Below are 16861 nucleotides of genomic sequence, written 5' to 3' on the forward strand. Positions count from 1 at the left end.
CAACCGGTTGAGGAAGCCCCATGCCCGACCAGCTTCTGCCTGACCAGCTTCTGCCCGACCCGCTCACGGAACACGCCCTGTTGCTGGGCGCCGACGACGACGTCGCGGTGGCGCTGCGGGATCTGGCGCCGGGCCTGGCGCTGCGGCACGGCGATCTCGCGCTGACCGTCTCGGCCCCGGTGCCGCAAGGCCACAAGGTCGCGGTGCGCGGGCTCCCACCCGGCTCGCGGGTGCACAAGTACGGCCAGACGATCGGCCGCACGACCCGCGAGGTGCGCCCGGGCGACCACGTGCACACCCACAACCTGGCCATGGACTCCGTCGACCACGCGTACGAGTTCGGCACGGCCCGGGTGACGATCCCCCCGGCCCGGCGCGGACGCACCTTCGAAGGTTTCGTCCGCGCGGACGGCTCGGTCGGCACCCGCAACTACGTCGGCATCCTGACCTCGGTCAACTGCTCCGCGTCGACGGCACGCATGATCGCCGACCAGTTCCGCGGCCCGGCGCTGGAGGCGTACCCGGGCGTCGACGGCGTCGTCGCGCTCACCCACGACTCGGGCTGCGGGCTGGTGCCCACCAGCGACGGCGGCCTGCTGCTGCAGCGCACCCTGCGCGGATATGCCGGCCACCCGAACATCGGCGCGCTCCTGGTGCTGGGGCTGGGCTGCGAGATGATCGCCCCGGAGACCCTGGCCGGCGGCCCGCACGCCGCGGACACCCTGGTCGAGCAACTGGTCATCCAGGAGCAGGGCGGCATCCGCGCCACGGTCCGCGCCGGGGTCGAGGCGGTCCGAGGGCTGCTGGAGCAGGTGGCGCTGCGCCGGCGGCAGACCGTGCCGGCGTCGGCGCTGGTGCTCGGGCTCAACTGCGGCGGCTCCGACGGATATTCCGGGATCACCGCCAATCCCGCCCTCGGCCGCGCCTCGGACCTGCTGGTGGCCCAGGGCGCGACCACGATCCTGGCGGAGACGCCCGAGGTCTTCGGCGCGGAACACCTGCTCACCCGGCGCGCGGTCAGCCGGGAGGTCGGCCAGCGCCTGCTCGACCGGATCCAGTGGTGGCACGGCTATCTGCGGGCCGGCGGCGGCACGCTGGACAACAACCCGTCGCCGGGCAACAAGGCCGGCGGCCTGACCACCATCCTGGAGAAGTCACTGGGCGCGGTCGCGAAGGGCGGCACCGCCGAACTGGTGGCGGTCTACGAGTACGCCGAGCGGGTGACCGCCACCGGTTTCACCTTCATGGACACCCCGGGCTACGACCCGGTCTCGGTCACCGGGCTCGTCGCCGGCGGCGCGAACGTCGTCTGCTTCACCACCGGGCGGGGCTCGGTGCTCGGCACGAAACCGGTCCCGTGCATCAAGATCGCGACGAACACGGCGATGTACGAGCGCATGCGCGACGACATGGACCTCAACGCCGGCGGCATCGCCGACGGCAGCACCACGATCGAAGAACTGGGCGACGAGATCCTGCAGGCCGTCCTCGACGTGGCGTCCGGGCGCCCGACCGTCAGCGAGGAGCTCGACCTGGGCCGCGACGAGTTCGTGCCGTGGCAACTGGGCGCGGTGACCTGAGCCCTTCCGGTCAGGGCGGTGCGACCCCGGAGGAGGCCCGCACGACCAGGCTGGTGGCCAGCGTGACCTCCGGCTCCCGCGGTGCGCCCGTACGCCGGGGTGATCCGTCCGTGCCGCCGATCCGGCGCAGCAGCAACTCCAGGGCGGCCGCGCCGGCCTTGCCCTTGGGCACCGCGACGGTTGTCAGCGGCGGGTGGCTCATCGCGGCCAGGCTGATGTCGTCGTAGCCCACCACCGAGATCCGTTCCGGCACGGCGACCCCCCGCGCGGCGAGCCGGTGCAGCAGGCCGATGGCGACCAGGTCGTTGTAGGCGAGCACCGCGGTGGCCGGGCCGGCGAGCACGAGATCACCGGCGAGCACGCCGCCCTGGAAGGTGGGCGCCACCGAACCCAGCCGGAGGATCTCGATGTCGCCGCCGGCGGTGAGCTCCGCGAGCGCGGCCAGCCGCTGCTGGCCGGCCCAGGAGTCCTCCGGACCGGCGACGAAGGCGACACACCGGTGCCCGAGCGCCCTCAGGTGCCCGATGGCCTGCCGGGTGCCGTCCGCGATGTCGCCGGCCACCGACAGCATCCCGGGCACCCGGCGGTGCACCAGCACCGTCGACTCCGGGTCCGCCACCTCCCGCAGGTCGTCGTCCCCGGCGCGCGGCGAGCAGAGCAGGACCCCGTCGGTGTTGCGGCCCAGCGTCGCGATCGCCTCGAGCTCGGCCGCGACGTCCTCGTCGGTGTCGCTGATGAACACGCCGCAGTTGACGGACCTGGCCCGCGCCGTCACGCCCTTGGCGACGTCGGCGAAGAACGGGTTACGCAGGTCCGGCACGATCAGGCCGAGGTTGCCGGTGCGGCCGGTGATCAGCCCCTGCGCCGCCCGGTTGGGCTGGTAGCCGAGGCGTTCCGCCGCCGCCAGCACGCTCTCGCGCGTCGCGGGGCTGACCCGGCCGCCGGTGAGCGCCCGCGACACCGTGGAGACCGAGACGCCGGCCGCGCTCGCGACGTCATGCACGGTCGTGCGCACGCGCGCCTCTCCCTCATCGCCCAGGCCGCCTCCACTGGGCGGTGCTCCGCCGCCAGCATAGCGAGGGCGCGGGCCCGCCTGACCGCTCCTGCAACATTCCCGCATACGTTTGCAAACCTGACGCCTTGTCGGACCTCAGACAGCAGATCTGGCCATTCGGCTGCATTCCCGAGTCCATTGCGGACCTGTCCTCCCGGCACCATTCGAAGGCGGCTAGCCTGCACGAGAAGCTCACCGAGTATCGCCCTCGTCGCTGCGGGTCATGCCGTGTCCTCGCCGCCGCGATGGGGACACACACACCCACAAGTGACCTGGGAGGGTAAGTGCGCAAATTAGCCATTCCCGCGGCAGTGTTGCTGCTCGTGACGCTGGCCGCGTCACCGGCGGCCGCCGTCGACACCGTCAACAGCAAGAAGATCCGCGACGCCGTCACGGTCAGCGGCATTCTCGGCCACGAACGGGCCCTGCAGCGCATCGCCAACAACAACGGCGGCACCCGCGCCTCCGGCACGCCCGGCTACGCGGCGTCCGCGGCCTACGTGAAGAACACCCTCAAGGCGGCCGGCTACAAGGTCAAGGAGCAGGAGTTCACGTTCCCGTTCTTCCGGGAGCTGGCTCCCGCCACGCTGGCGCAGGTCACGCCGACACCCACCACGTACCAGACGGGCACGTACCCCTTCTCCGGCAGCGGCACGGTCACCGGCACCGTCGTGCCGACCAATGACGTGCTGATCCCGCCGCCGGCCACCCCCGGCTCGACCTCGGGCTGCGAGGCCGCCGACTTCCCGCCGGCACCCGCGGGACCGTCGATCGCGCTCATCCAGCGCGGCACCTGCTTCTTCGAGGTCAAGGCCGCCAACGCCGTGGCCGCCGGCTACGACGCCGTGATCTTCTTCAACGAGGGTCAGCCCGGCCGCGACGGCCTGTTCATCGGCACCCTCGGGCGCGCCTTCGGCATTCCGGTCGTCGGCGTGAGCTTCGCCGACGGGGCGGCCCTGTACGCCGCCACCCAGGCCGGGCCGGTCACCGCCCGGGTGACGACCTCCACCGTCACCGACGATGCCGCGAAGACCACCAACGTCATCGCCGACACCTCCGGCGGCGACCCGAACAAGGTCGTGGTCGTCGGCGCGCACCTCGACTCGGTCGTGGCGGGCCCCGGCATCAACGACAACGGCAGCGGCACGGCCGCGATCCTCGAGATCGCCGAGCAGATGGCGGCGCTGAAGGTCAAGCCGAGGCAGAAGGTCCGCTTCGCGTTCTGGGGCGCCGAGGAGGCCAACCTGCTCGGCTCCGAGCACTACGTCGCCAACCTCAGTGACACCGAGCTCGGCAAGATCTACGCCAACCTCAACTTCGACATGCTCGGCTCCCCGAACTATGTCCGGTTCGTCTACGACGGCGACGGTTCCGGGGCCGGCGACGCCGGTCCGCCCGGCTCCGACCAGATCGAGGCCGTCTTCAACAACTACTTCGCGAGTCAGAACCTGGCCTCGGAACCGACCGAGTTCAACGGCCGCTCCGACTACGGCCCGTTCATCGCGGTCGGCATCCCGGCCGGCGGCCTGTTCAGCGGCGCCGAGGGCATCAAGACCCCCGCGCAGGCGGCGGTCTACGGCGGCACCGCCGGCGCGCCGTACGACCCGTGCTACCACGCGGCGTGCGACACCACCAACAACCTCAACACCGCCGCCCTCCACGAGCTGGGCGACGCGGCGACCCACGCCGTCTACACCCTCGCGGTCACCAAGACCGGCCTGTTCCCGGACGGCAGCCTCAGGGCCGCCCGGAAGGCAGCCCCGGACTTCGACTACAAGGGACCGCACGCGCTCCGCTGACACCGACCGGGGTGGTGCGCCAAGCACCACCCCGGCCCGGGCTCTCAGTCGCTCAGGGTGCGGGGGCGAAGACCATGATGCCCAGGCACATCTCGTCGCTCGTGCCCTCGCCCCACACCACGTACCGCGGCGGCAGCGACTTGAGCTGCGGCAACTGCTTGCGCAGCGTCGCGTCGTGGGTGCAGGTGACGCGCACGGTGTCGTCCTTGCCGACGGCGATGGGTTCGGCGAGGGTGTTGAGCGCCTGGTTGTCGAAGTTGTACTCCGGCACGTCGATGACGGTGCGCGCCTTCGCCGTACCCGGATTGATCTCGACCTTGATCGCGCGGCCGAGCAGGTGCATGTGACCGGCCGCCATATAGATCGTGCCGGCCTGGCGCACCGGCTGGTCGCAATGCTGGGTGTTGCCGGCGACCGGCGGGGCGCCGGCGTTGCACATCTGGTTGAGCTGCTGGACGGCCTCGCCGGACTCCGCGCCGAAGCGCTTGGCGACGTCCGCGACGGCGGCGGCGCGATCGCAGAGCGGGCCGGTGCCGCCGGCTTCGCAGGGCAACTCGATCGGCGCCATCGCCAGCGCGGTCTCCAGCGCCTTCAACGGCGTCGCGCCGTCCGCGATCCGCATCTGGATGCCGGACTGGTCGGAGGCCTTGGCCTTGTCGGCGATGCCGAGCAGGTTGTAGTGCACCTGCATCACGAGCTTGCTGCCCGGCGGCATCTCGAAGCCGAAGCCGGCCGGCATCACCGTCTCGCCGGCGCCGGGCGCCCAGTGCGCGACCCAGGCCGTGTCGCCCTGCACCCCGGCGTCGCCGAAGCAGGTCCAGCCCTCGCCGGGCGACTCGGCGTCGACGTTCGCGGCGGTCTTGGCCTGCTCCGGGCTCAGCCGGTAGAAGATCGCGTGGTGGACGATGTCGGCGTTCTGCGGCAGGAATCGGCTGCCGGTCAGGTACGCGGACTCGGTCAGCTTCGGATCGACGACGAAGCACCGGTATTCATCGGTGCCGCCGCTCGGCGCCGCCGGCGTGTACGGCCGCGGGAGCGCGAGGTCGACGAACCGTTCACCCGTCCGCAGCGCCTGGGGCGGCGCCGGGGACGAGGCGCTGTGCGAGCCATGCGGACCGGCACTCGCCGCCGCGGCACCGTTCGCGCCGTCCGGGGAGGTGACCCCCTCCGATCCGCAGGCCGTGACGAGCAGCAGGGCACCGAGGGTGGCGCCGGCGCCGAGGGTGAGTCGCTTGAATTCCATGACTGCCTTCCGGTGGGCCAGATGTGCGGCCGGTTCATCATCTCCATAACAGACACCGGAGGCCCATCCGGGATAACCCGGAAATAGCCCCCCTTTCGATCAAGGACCGCTCCCATATAGCGTCATCTATATGACGCCTCCGGCCCGCATCACCGTGGCGCTCGCCCTGAGCGCCGCCGCCGTCCTCACCCCCACGGCCGGCGCCGCGGCGGTGCCGGCCACCGCCGGAGCCGTCGCCGTGTTCACCCGGCTGGGCCAGTGGCCGACGGGCTACGTCGGCAGCATCACGGTCCGCAACGACTCCGCGGCCACGGTGGACGGTTGGCGCGTCGAGTTCGACCTCGCCGCCGGCACCAGCGTCACCAGTTCGCACAGCGGCGTGTTCACCCGGGCCGGCGACCACTACGCCGTGACGAACGAGAGCTGGAACGCGCGCCTGGCGCCCGGTTCGTCGGCGACGTTCGGGTGGGTGGCCGACGGGCAGGGCACACCGGCGAACTGCACGCTGAACGGCGCCGAGTGCGCCGGGGTGCCGGCGGACCACACCGCGCCCAGCCGTCCCGGGCCGCTCGTCTTCGACATCAGCGCCGGCCTCACCATCACCTGGGCACCGTCGACCGACGACCGGGGCCCGGTGAGTTACGAGGTGTCGGAGAGCCAGGTGCCGCGCGCCACGGTCACCGACACCCGGTACGTCTACTCGAACGGCGCGACCCTGCCGCCCCGGATCTACATCTTCGCCGTTCGCGCGGTGGACGCGGCCGGCAACGTCTCGCCGTTCTCCTACCAGTCGCTCGGGCGGATCTGGCGCGGCGACGAGGTGCCGCCCGCGCCGACCGGCCTGCGGGTGGACACCCCGGCCCCGGGCCTGCTGCGGCTGTCCTGGACGGCGCCGGCCATGCCGTCGCCGTTCGCCACGCCCCCGATCGCCGGATACGAGGTCTCCGTCGACGGGCAACCGGCCGGCCAGGTCGGCGGCACCTCGATGATCATCCAGGCGCCGCCGGGCGGCGGTCACACCCTCGGGGTACGGAGCCTCAACGCCGTCGACAACTTCTCCGGCGTGGCGGAGGTGCCCTACCCGGCGGGCGGTTAGCTCACCCCGCGCCGGTCCTCGTCGAGCGCGCCGGCGAGCTCCGCCGGCGCGCGCATCCGCCAGGCGTCGGTCACCAGTTCGCTCAGCCGCTCGACGCCGACCTCGGCCAGGCGCAGCATGACCAGGGGCAGGCCGTCGTATCCGGGCGTGGTGAAGAAGACGGCGGGCTCGCCGAGCAGCAGCGCCTGCTTCTCGGCCTCGTCGCCCACGAACAACACCGCGACGTCGGTACGGATCAGCCGCGGCTGGCCGGGCCGGCGCTCGGGGTAGGACCAGACGAAACCCTTGCCACCCACCCGGAAGTCGAAGCCGTCGCTCGCGATCTCCACGACCTGCGGCAGGGCCAGCGCCAGACGGCGGACATCCTCAGCATCAGCCATGGGCCGAGGCTACGCGGCGGGGAACACCCCCGGAAGTTTCGGGGTACTGATTGACACATCTCAATACCTGCCCAACACTGGCGGGATCAGTATGGGAGCGCTTCCACGGTCCGCGGACCGGAAGTTTCGGAATTCCAGAGGCCGGCGATCACCGCTTCCGCCATCCACCGGAAGGAGAGCCCGAGTGACCACCAGCTCTTCTCGCTCAAGCATCCGTTCGACGGTCGTCGCGCTGGCGATAGCGGCGCTGACGGTCGCCGGAGCGGCGTCTCTGGTGCCCGGAACTGCTCCCGCCGAGGCCGCCGCCCTGGCCGCCGGCGTGGAGGACGAGGGTGCCGGCTGTGCCGTTCCCAGCCTGCCCGACGCCGGTTCCCTGCCCACCATCGCCAAGCTCCCCGACCCCTTCACGAGGCTCAACGGCACGCGCATCGCGACCACCGCCGACTGGCAGTGCCGGCGCGCGGAGATCAAGAAACTGGCGGAGAAGTTCGTCTACGGCGAGAAGCCCACGAAGCCCACGAGCGTCACGGGGACCGTCTCGAGCACCGCCATCACCGTGAACGTGACGCACAACGGCCGAAGCTCCAGCTTCTCCGCCGGCGTCCAGCTGCCCAGCGGCACCGGGCCCTTCCCGGCCGTCGTCGTCCTGGGCGGATTCGGCGCCGACACGGCGACCATCAGGGCCGCCGGCGCGGCCGTCATCACCTATGACCCGTACGCGGTCGGCAAGGAGGGCACGCCCCGCACCAACAAGCAGGGTGCGTTCTACAGCGTCTACGGCTCCTCCAGCAGCACCGGGCTGCTCATGGCCTGGGCCTGGGGCGTCAGCCGCATCATCGACGTCATCGAGCAGGCGAACGGCGGCATCCTCAGGGCCGACGCGACCGGCGTCACCGGCTGCTCCCGCTTCGGCAAGGGCGCCTTCGTCATCGGCGCGTTCGACCAGCGCATCGCCCTGACCATGCCGATCGAATCGGGCAGCGCCGGGGCCCCGATCTTCCGCGGCATCCCCGGCGAGGGCGCCCAGAGCCTGAGCAGCGCCTACGGGGAGCAGCCGTGGCTCGGCGACGCCTTCGGCTCGTTCACCGGCAGCCCGGCCCGGCTGCCGGTCGACACCCACGAGATGGTCGCCATGGTCGCGCCGCGCGGACTGTTCATCATGGACAATCCGCACATCGCCAACCTGGGACCCAGATCCGCGAGCGTGGCGGCGCTGGGCGGCGCGGAGGTCTACCGGGCCCTCGGCGCGGGCGACAACATCACCTACTGGTCCGACATCCAGGACGGCAGCCACTGCGCCAACCGGGCCGAATGGCGGGTGCCCCTGCAGCAGCACATCCAGAAGTACCTGCTGAGGACGGGCAACGCCGCCGGCGCGATCAGGATCTCCAGCAGGGCGGCCGGCAACCTGGCGGAATGGCGGGACTGGCAGACCCCGGTCCTCGGATCGAGCCCGCCCACCTCCACCCCGCCGACCTCGCAACCACCGACCTCGCAACCACCGACCTCGCAGCCACCCACGTCGCAGCCGCCGGGTAGTGGTTGCACCGCGACGGTGTCGGTCAACGGGTGGAACGGCGGATTCGTGGCGACCGTCAAGGTCACGGCCGGCGCATCGGGGATCAACGCCTGGAACGTCGGCCTGAACCTGCCCGCCGGCGCCACCGTCACCGGCACCTGGAACGCGAACCGGACCGGCACGAGCGGCGCCGTCCAGTTCTCGAACGTCGACTACAACGGGAAGATCGGCGCCGGCCAGTCCACGGAATTCGGCTTCCAGGCAACCGGCCCCAGCGGCGGCATGACCCCCACCTGCGGCGCCGGCTGATGCCCCCAGCCGACCGGACACTGTCGATGATCGAGAGCGGACGACGGGATTCGAACCCGCGACCCTCACCTTGGCAAGGTGATGCGCTACCAGCTGCGCTACGTCCGCTTGTCCCTCCGGCACGATCCCGGCGACGGAGGAAATACTAGCAAATCCCCCTCCGGCCGAACAGCCGGAGGGGGTGCCGGGTCGCTGCCGCCCGTCGGCACGGGCCTCCCGGCGAACAGCCGGCGGGACCGGTCAGCCCTGGTCGAGGCCCAGCCCGCGCAGCACGCCGGCGACCCGGTCGCTCTCCTGAGCGATGAAGGCCGCGAACGCCTCGCCGCTCAGGTGCGCCGCCGTCCAGCCGAAGCGGGCCCGCGCGGCGGCCCAGGGCGCCGAGGCGTCCAGCGCCGCGACCATCGCCCGGAGCCCCGCGGCGTCCGCCGCGGACAGGCCCGGCGGGCCGACCAGGCCACGCCAGTTGTTGAACACGACGTCCAGGCCGGCGGAGCGGATCGTCGGCGCCGCCACCTGGCTGACGGTCTCCTCGCTGGTGACCGCGAGCGCGCGCAGCTGGCCCGAGGCGATCTGGTCGGCGTACTCGCTCAGCCCGGACATCGCGAACGCCACCTCGCGGCCGAGGACCGCGGCGAGCAGGTCACCGCCGCCGTCGTGCCGGCGGTAGGCCACCCGGGCCGGCGGCAGCCCGGCCGCCTCGGCCAGCAGCATGATGGCCAGGTGGTCGGGTCCGCCGATCGAGGACCCACCGCCGGCCGGGACCCCCGCCGGATCGGCACGCCAGGCCTCGATCAGCTCGTCGAGGGAGCCGTACGGGGAATCGCGGCGCACCACGACGATCGACGGCTCCTGCACCAGCCGGGCGATCGCCGTGGTGTCGGCCAGCGTCACCTCGGCGTTCGTGGCGATCTCGGCGCCGACCAGCCCCAGGCCCATGAGCATCACCAGCAGGCCGTTGCCCCGCTCGTACGCCAGCCGGCGCAGGCCGACCACTCCCCCGGCGCCGGGCAGGTTGAACACCTCGACGCCGCGGGCTATGCCGCCGCTGTCCAGCACGCTGGCCAGTACCCGGGCCGTGATGTCGTAGCCGCTGCCCGGCGGATTGGGCACCATGATCCGCAGATCTGCCGCCGGGGTGGTGCACCCCGCCAGGGCGGCGGCGAGCGCGCCGCCGAACAGGGAACGCCTTCGCATCCCCCCAGTCTGGCGCAGCGCACCGGATCAGCGCAGGATGCTCTTCCATGAGACACCGGCTCTCCCTGGCCGGCCAGTTGCTCGCCCTGCAACTGGCCATCGTGCTGCTCGTCGTCGGGGCGGTCGCGGCCGTGTCCATCGCCGAGGCGGACGCCGCGTTCCGCCGGGTCGAGGGCGAGCGGCTGCGTTCGGTCGGCGAGAACGCGGCCATCAACCGCACCGTACGGCTGGGCCTGGGCAATCCGCTCGGCCGCGACGCCCTCGAAACGGTGGCCGAGAGCGCCCGCGCGGTGTCCGGCGCCTCGTACGTGGTCGTCACCGACGCCGCCGGCACCATCGTCACCGGGCCGGACGCCGGGCGGACCGCGCCGATGGCCGGCAGCCCGGCCCTCACCGGGCGCTCCTGGGTCGGTGTCATCTCCGGCGGCAGCAAGGCCCTGGTCGCCCACGTCCCGGTGCTGGACGAGCAGGACGGGCACTTCATCGGGCTGATCATCGTGGGCCGCACCTATCCGACCCTGTCCGACCAGCTCAGCAGCGCCCTGACGAACCTGCTCACCTACCTCGTGCTGGGCGCGGCGCTCGGCGTCGGCGGCTCCCTGCTGCTCGCGCGGCGGGTGAAACGGCAGACCCTGGGCCTGGAGCCACGCGAGATCACCGGCCTGGTCGAGCACCGCGAGGCGATGCTGCACGGCATCAAGGAGGGGGTGATCGGCACCGACGCGGCGCACCGGGTGACCCTGGTCAACGACGAGGCGATCCGGCTGCTCGGGTTGCGCCCCGACGCGGTCGGCCGCTCGCTGCTCGACCAGGGCTTCGAGCCGGCGCTGCTGGACGTGCTCACCGGCCGGTCGGAGGGGGTCGACCAGGTGGTGCTCAGCGACGACCGGGTGGTGGTGCTGAACAGGCAGCCGGTCGTCATGCGCGGGCGCGCCGCCGGGTCGGTGACGACGCTGCGGGACCGCACCGAGCTGACCGTGCTGCGCCGCGAACTGGACGCCAGCCGGCACACCACCGACACCCTGCGGGCGCAGGCGCACGAGTTCGTGAACCGGCTGCACACCATCTCCGGCCTGGTAGAACTGGGTGAGCACGAGGAGGTTGTGCGCTACATCACCCGAACCAGCGAGCTGCACGAGAACCTGGACCGGGCGGTCACCGGGGTGATCCGGGATCCGGCGCTGGCGGCGCTGCTGATCGCGAAGGCCAGCCTCGCGGCCGAGCAGGGCGTGTCCCTGACCATCGCCGAGGGCACGGACCTGCCGCCGGTGGACGACCGACTGTCGGCCGACCTGGTCACCGTGGTCGGCAACCTGGTGGACAACGCCTTCGACGCGGCGGGCCCGGGCGGGTCCATTACCGTGAAGGTGGCGACGGTGCCGGTGGACGAGACCGGCGGGACCGACGAGATCGGCGAGGTTGTCGTGACCGTGACCGACTCCGGGCCCGGCGTCGAGCCGGCGCTGGCCGACCGGGTGTTCCAGCAGGGCTGGAGCACCAAGGACCAGACCGACGGCCACCACGGCCTCGGCCTGGCGATGATCCGGCTGATCAGCGTGCACCGGGGCGGCGGCGTCGAGGTGGACGGCTCGACGTTCACCGCCCGCCTGCCGCTGCAGAGAGAGGTCGTGCCGTGATCCGGGTCCTGGTGGTCGACGACGACTTCATGGTGGCCAAGGTGCACCGCGGATTCGTCGACCGCGTCCCCGGCTTCACCACGGTCGGTGTCGCGCACACCGGCGCGGACGCGCTCGCCCAGATCGACGCGGTCCGGCCGGACCTGGTGCTGCTCGACATCTACCTGCCCGACATCACCGGGCTGGAGGTGCTGCGCCGGCTGCGGGAGGGCGGCGACGGCGGCCCGGACGTGCTCGCGGTCACCGCGGCCCGCGACGTCTCGACGGTACGGTCGGCGCTGCGTGGCGGCGTCGTGCACTACGTCCTCAAGCCGTTCAGCTTCGACGTGCTGCGCGACCGGCTGGAACGGTACGCGGCGGTGCACGGCCGGCTCGCGCTCGCCACCGACGTGGGCCAGCCGGACGTGGACCAGTTGTTCGTCACGCTGCGAACCTCCAGCGCGCCGATGCCGAAGGGCCTCACCGCGGACACCTCGCGGCTGATCGCGAACGCGATGCGCGACTGCCCGGACGACCTGTCCGCCGAGGAATGCGCCGAGCGGATCGGCCTGTCCCGGGTGAGCACCCGCCGCTATCTGGAACACTTCGTCACCGCGGGAAAGGCCGAGGTCCGGCTCCGGTACGGCTCGGCGGGCCGGCCGCAGCGCCGCTACCGCTGGATCGCCTGAGTCTCGCTACTGGCCGAAGATGACGTCGGCGCACCAGTAGTAGACCTGGTCGGCGTGCCCGGCCTCCCAGACGGTGTAGACGATGTGCCGGCCGGTCAGGCCCGGTGCGCTCACCGGGATCTTCACGGACACCCCGCCCAGCACCGGGTCGGTGGTGGTCTCGCCGGCGCCCGGTGCGACCGGCCCGGTGTCCTTGAGCAGGATGAGATCGCTCCAGGCCAGCCGCTGGGTCACCGGGTCGAAGCCCTGCCGGCTCACATACACCCTGAAATACTTGGCGCCGTGCCGGGCCTGGTCGTGCGCCACCACAGTGAAAGCGGCCGGGTTGGCGAACCTCGTCGCGGTCCAGTTGCCCGGCGTGTCCAGCGCCGAGTACCGGGTGCCGCCGGTGTTGCCGGCGCTGCACAACGTCCCGTTCGGGACCGCGGCCTGGTGGTTGCCCTGGACGTTCTCCCGGTAGAGACCGTTCCAGTTCCACATCGCGGTGGTGTCGGCCTGCCAGGCCTGCCAGCACATCGGATCGACGGTGGCCATCACCGGGTTCTGGAAATCGCTGCCCCACCTCTTCCAGCAGCCGTAGTTGCGGGACGCGGGGTCGATCGTCGAACCATGAGCGAACGCGCCGTCGACGAGCGCGGTCGAGAACAGCAACACGGCGGCCACCGCGACGGTGAGCGCGCGCGCCGAGCGTTTGCGGATCGGGGATGACATGGTGCCTCCAGCACTCGATATCGGGGATCGACATGCCCGGGCGCACCTTGCGGGAACGGGGCGGCGCCGAGGGACCCGGGCGCCGCGCTGAAGACACGCGTGGGCATGAACGGACGGTTGCCCGGGAGTTTCGCCCTCTCCCGGACCGGCCTTCGGCTCCACGGCGGTCCCTCCCCGACGGCTCGCAGACTCCATTGATATCTGTCAATGAAAAGGAGGGGTGGTTCGACGGTCGTGAAGGTTGTCGTACGGGTGGTCTAGCTTTCAGACTCCACTGTCGAACATGGGAGCTGTCGTGCGTGCGTTCGTGTTGCCGGATGAGGACACCTGGGTGGTACCCGCGTTCTGGCGCCAGGAGGTGCACCCGCGCCGGGGCGGCTGTCCCGGCCCGGCACGGGTCGTCCCACCCGACGCGACCGAGCGGCTGCGCGACTGGCTGAGATCCGAGAAGGTGGCCAAGTCACTGCGGCGGATGACGTCGGAACGCGACGTCATCTACGACCCGGTGCTGCAGGCCGAGGGCTGGCGCTACCTGAGCGACTGGCAGTCCTCCGACGATCCGGGCGCCGAGGCGAGCGTGCTCGGGGCCGCGGTGGCCACCCTGCTCACCCGCTGCCACGTCACCGACGCGGAATATCTCGTCGACGTGTGGGTGTCCCGGTTCGGCATCGAGTTCGCAGTCCGGGTCGTCGGCGAGCTGGCCGGCATCATCGCGGCCAGTTCGCTCTGGTCGGTCGACCCCACCGCCGAGAAGACGTACGAGTCTCTCTGGCGTGGGGAGGATCTGAGGAGTCTCTACCGGGTGGCCCGGGCCCTGCGGTCGCATCTCGCGGTGGCGACCGACGACGACTACGAGCGGGCCTGCGAGATCCTCGGCGGCTATCGCACCTCACCGGTCGGCCGGATAACGACGTCATACCTGGTGCCGACGCAGGTGGGATGGGTCGACGACGACTGTGCCGCGGCCGCGGGCTGGTCCACCGACCGGGAACGCGGCGCGGAGTCCGGCTGGGGCGATGAACGGAGCATGAGCGCGATCCTGCTGCACGCCGCCAGCTCGGTCCGCCACCTCGAGTTGTTGCGGGGCACCATCACGTCGTCCTTGCTGGGCTACCGCTCGCTGTCGGACGTGGGCACCGTCCTCGACGGGGTCGGGCCGGCCGCCGCGCCGATCCTGCTCGGGCCGTTCTATCTCCAGCTGCTGTGGCTGCACGACTCGAACTTCTCATCCTCCGAGCGGTTCGGGCCGGAAGGGCTGCGGTTGCTCGCGGAGATCCCGACCGACGACGCGTTCCGGCTGATGTGCCGGGACACCGTCGGCGCGCTCCGGATCCGCCTGGCCGCGCTCCTGAAATCCGGCATGATCACCCGATATCCGGTACGGGCGCTGCGGATCCTCGCCGAGCTCGAAGCGGCCGAGCCGGCGACGTTCAACGACAAGTACGGTCGCCCCGGGGTGACCAATCCGCACGAGTCGGCGGTATACAAAGACCTGCTGGGCACCCAGGTGCTGGCCGAGCCACGCCTGGTCCCGGCCGCGGCCGGGGTGCTGCCGGCCCCGGTGCTGGCCCGCGCGCGGGAGATCGTGGCCAGCGGCGGCGCGGGGATCGGCACAGGCCTGGTCGACCTGCTGGACAGCCACGCCAAGACCCCCTACTACCGGCTGCTCGAGAGCGCCGAGGACGAGAAGAGAGCGATCGCGGCGCTGGCCGCGGTGCCGACCGATGAGGCGCTCGGCCACCTGGTCGACAGGGTGGAGCGCAAATACTTCCGCCCCGCCCTGCTGACCGTGGCCAAGCGTGATCCCCAGCGCGCGTTGCGGGTCCTCATCGCCAAGACGGCCAAGAAGCAAGCGACCGAGGCACCGGAGACCCTGGTGGAGTTGCTGCGCAACCACGTGCTCGCCTACCCGGAGGCGGTCGCCGAGGCGCTGCCGGCCCTCGACGCGCCGGCCCGGGCCCGGGTGGAGGCCATCCTCGCGAGCGTCGCAGGGCCCACCGCGCAGCAGCAGCCGGGTGCGACCCCGCCGGTGCTCGCCGGTCCCCCGCGAGGCCCGAACGGCAAGCCGATGCGGGTCCCCGACCTGCCGGAGTGGCTGGTCCTGCCGACCCTGCCCGCGATCAGCCCGCGAGACGGCGGCCCGGCGCTCCCCCAGGACGCGGCGCGGCAGTTGGCCGCGCTGCTCGCCGTGTCGAAGATCGCGGCGCCCCACCCCGGGATCGCCGAGGTACGGGCACACTGCGAGCCGCACAGCCTCGCCGTCTTCGCCTGGGCGGTCTTCGAGCAGTGGCAGGCCGCGGAATATCCGGCGAAGCACCAGCTCGCGATGGTGGCGCTGGCGCTGCTCGGTGACGACACCACCGTCCCCGCGCTGACCGCGCTCTTCCCGTCCTGGGCGAAGGGCAGCAGCGTGCGGGTGCGCACGGGCATGGACGTCCTCGCCGCGATCGGATCCGACGTCGCGCTGACGCATCTGCACCGGCTGGCGCGCAAGGCGGAGACCAAGGGTTTCCGCGCGCAGGCCGAGCAGCGCCTCGGCTGGGTCGGCGAGGCGAGGGGCCTGAGCCCCGAGCAATTAGCCGATCAGATCGTGCCGGATCTGGGCCTCGACGCCGACGGCCGGACGACTGTCGACTACGGGCCGCGGCAGTTCACCGTCGGCTTCGACGAGCAGTTCGCGCCGCGCTTCACCGACCAGCACGGCGCGCCGCTCGCCCGACTGCCCAGGCCGGTCGCCACCGACGACCAGGAGCTGGCCCCGGCCGCCTACCGACGGTTCGCCGAGCTGAAGAAGGACGTGCGGTCCGTCGCCGGGGAGCGGATCCGGGCCCTCGAACAGGCGATGGTCATGGGCCGGCGCTGGACCGGGGCGGAATTCCAGCGCCTGCTCGTGCGGCACCCCCTGGTGTGGCAGCTGGTGCGGCGGCTGCTGTGGGCGACCTTCGACGAGCGGGGCGGGGTCGCGACGCTCTTCCGGGCGGCCGAGGACCGCACCTTCGCCGACATCGACGACAAGACCCTGGCCCTCGACGACGCCGCAACGGTCGGGCTGGCACACCCCTGGCACTTCACGGCCGACCGGCCCGCCTGGGCGGAGATCTTCGCCGACTACGAGATCATCCAGCCGTTCGCGCAGCTGAGCCGGGAGGTGTTCAGCCTGGCCACAACCGACCCCGGTTCCTTCGCCGGCAGCAGCACCGAGGGCCGGAAGCTGTTCATGCTGACCGCCCGGGGCTGGCGATTCAGCCAGGGCCACGACGCGGTGCTGCGGTCCTGGCCCGAAAACCGAACCGTCGAGATCGGGTTCGCGCCCGGCTACCACTGGCAGGAGCCGGAACAACAGGCCAAGCAACTAGCCCGGATCCGGGTGTGGACCACCACCCTGTCCCCGGACGGATCAGCCGGGTCCGGCCAGCCCCACCCCGAGGACCCAGCCAAATTCGCCGACCTCGACCCGATCGCCGCCTCGGAGGTCCTACGCGACCTACGATTCCTGACGGAGTGACCCAGCCAACCGGCGGCAGAGCCGGCCGCGCCCCCGGCCACCGTGGCCGGCGGCGGGCCGGCTGCGGGGCCGACGTGACCGGCAGCGCACCGCAGACGTGACCGGCAGCCGACCGACGTGGCCAACGGCGAACCGGCATGGCCGGCGGCAGACCGACACGGCCGGC

At 72.0% G+C, this 16861-nt stretch carries 12 protein-coding genes and 1 tRNA gene; 7 read left to right on the plus strand and 6 right to left on the minus strand.

Annotated elements, in window-relative coordinates; genetic code table 11:
• Window positions 1–20 precede the first annotated feature (20 nt).
• Window positions 21–1580, plus strand: coding sequence for a UxaA family hydrolase (locus DMB66_RS01725; protein WP_125802190.1), 1560 nt, complete (start codon window positions 21–23; stop codon window positions 1578–1580).
• Window positions 1581–1590: 10 nt separating this feature from the next.
• Here DMB66_RS01725 and DMB66_RS01730 read toward each other — a convergent pair whose 3' ends face one another.
• Window positions 1591–2595, minus strand: coding sequence for a LacI family DNA-binding transcriptional regulator (locus tag DMB66_RS01730; protein ID WP_125802191.1), 1005 nt, complete (start codon window positions 2593–2595; stop codon window positions 1591–1593).
• A gap of 323 nt (window positions 2596–2918) precedes the next feature.
• Here DMB66_RS01730 and DMB66_RS01735 point away from each other — a divergent pair, with 323 nt between their 5' ends.
• Window positions 2919–4433 (plus strand): M20/M25/M40 family metallo-hydrolase, encoded by a 1515-nt coding sequence (locus DMB66_RS01735; RefSeq protein WP_125802192.1) that lies wholly within the window; start codon window positions 2919–2921, stop codon window positions 4431–4433.
• Between the two features lie 52 nt (window positions 4434–4485).
• On the opposite strand, the gene DMB66_RS01740 is transcribed toward DMB66_RS01735, so the two are convergent.
• Window positions 4486–5676 (minus strand): monooxygenase, encoded by a 1191-nt coding sequence (locus DMB66_RS01740; protein ID WP_125802193.1) that lies wholly within the window; start codon window positions 5674–5676, stop codon window positions 4486–4488.
• Between the two features lie 130 nt (window positions 5677–5806).
• Here DMB66_RS01740 and DMB66_RS01745 point away from each other — a divergent pair, with 130 nt between their 5' ends.
• Window positions 5807–6772 carry a cellulose binding domain-containing protein gene (locus tag DMB66_RS01745; RefSeq protein ID WP_125802194.1) on the plus strand — a complete coding sequence of 322 codons (966 nt, stop codon included), beginning with the start codon at window positions 5807–5809 and terminating at the stop codon, window positions 6770–6772.
• On the opposite strand, the gene DMB66_RS01750 is transcribed toward DMB66_RS01745, so the two are convergent.
• A complete protein-coding gene (locus DMB66_RS01750; RefSeq protein ID WP_125802195.1) occupies window positions 6769–7152 on the minus strand; it encodes an MmcQ/YjbR family DNA-binding protein in 384 nt (127 codons plus the stop codon). The genes DMB66_RS01745 and DMB66_RS01750 overlap by 4 nt on opposite strands.
• A 184-nt stretch (window positions 7153–7336) precedes the next feature.
• On the opposite strand from DMB66_RS01750, the gene DMB66_RS01755 reads away from it, so the two are divergent.
• On the plus strand, window positions 7337–8980 hold the full coding sequence (locus DMB66_RS01755) for a cellulose binding domain-containing protein (RefSeq protein WP_233624225.1): 1644 nt from the start codon (window positions 7337–7339) through the stop codon (window positions 8978–8980).
• A gap of 35 nt (window positions 8981–9015) precedes the next feature.
• Here DMB66_RS01755 and DMB66_RS01760 read toward each other — a convergent pair.
• Both DMB66_RS01760 and DMB66_RS01765 read right to left on the minus strand, forming a co-directional pair.
• Window positions 9016–9088, minus strand: a tRNA-Gly gene (locus DMB66_RS01760).
• 132 nt (window positions 9089–9220) lie between these two features.
• Window positions 9221–10174 (minus strand): tripartite tricarboxylate transporter substrate binding protein, encoded by a 954-nt coding sequence (locus DMB66_RS01765; protein ID WP_125802197.1) that lies wholly within the window; start codon window positions 10172–10174, stop codon window positions 9221–9223.
• Between the two features lie 47 nt (window positions 10175–10221).
• Here DMB66_RS01765 and DMB66_RS01770 point away from each other — a divergent pair, with 47 nt between their 5' ends.
• A complete protein-coding gene (locus DMB66_RS01770; protein ID WP_125802198.1) occupies window positions 10222–11811 on the plus strand; it encodes an ATP-binding protein in 1590 nt (529 codons plus the stop codon).
• Window positions 11808–12479: a response regulator gene (locus DMB66_RS01775; RefSeq protein WP_125802199.1), complete on the plus strand. Its 672-nt coding sequence runs from the start codon at window positions 11808–11810 to the stop codon at window positions 12477–12479. Before DMB66_RS01770 ends, DMB66_RS01775 begins: the two co-directional genes overlap by 4 nt.
• A 6-nt stretch (window positions 12480–12485) precedes the next feature.
• Here the strand turns inward: DMB66_RS01775 and DMB66_RS01780 are convergent, their stop codons facing one another.
• Window positions 12486–13190, minus strand: a complete 705-nt coding sequence (locus DMB66_RS01780) for a lytic polysaccharide monooxygenase (RefSeq protein ID WP_125802200.1) — start codon at window positions 13188–13190, stop codon at window positions 12486–12488.
• A gap of 295 nt (window positions 13191–13485) precedes the next feature.
• On the opposite strand from DMB66_RS01780, the gene DMB66_RS01785 reads away from it, so the two are divergent.
• Window positions 13486–16695 carry a DUF4132 domain-containing protein gene (locus DMB66_RS01785; protein WP_125802201.1) on the plus strand — a complete coding sequence of 1070 codons (3210 nt, stop codon included), beginning with the start codon at window positions 13486–13488 and terminating at the stop codon, window positions 16693–16695.
• Window positions 16696–16861 lie beyond the last annotated feature (166 nt).

It is taken from the genome of Actinoplanes sp. ATCC 53533 (assembly GCF_003947245.1).

Bases quoted from the DNA above. Each gene is read 5' to 3' on its own strand.
- DMB66_RS01725 (WP_125802190.1), top strand. From the start codon at position 21: ATGCCCGACCAGCTTCTGCCTGACCAGCTTCTGCCCGACCCGCTCACG.
- DMB66_RS01750 (WP_125802195.1), bottom strand. From the start codon at position 7,152: ATGGCTGATGCTGAGGATGTCCGCCGTCTGGCGCTGGCCCTGCCGCAG.
- DMB66_RS01745 (WP_125802194.1), top strand. From the start codon at position 5,807: ATGACGCCTCCGGCCCGCATCACCGTGGCGCTCGCCCTGAGCGCCGCC.
- DMB66_RS01740 (WP_125802193.1), bottom strand. From the start codon at position 5,676: ATGGAATTCAAGCGACTCACCCTCGGCGCCGGCGCCACCCTCGGTGCC.
- DMB66_RS01765 (WP_125802197.1), bottom strand. From the start codon at position 10,174: ATGCGAAGGCGTTCCCTGTTCGGCGGCGCGCTCGCCGCCGCCCTGGCG.
- DMB66_RS01770 (WP_125802198.1), top strand. From the start codon at position 10,222: ATGAGACACCGGCTCTCCCTGGCCGGCCAGTTGCTCGCCCTGCAACTG.
- DMB66_RS01780 (WP_125802200.1), bottom strand. From the start codon at position 13,190: ATGTCATCCCCGATCCGCAAACGCTCGGCGCGCGCGCTCACCGTCGCG.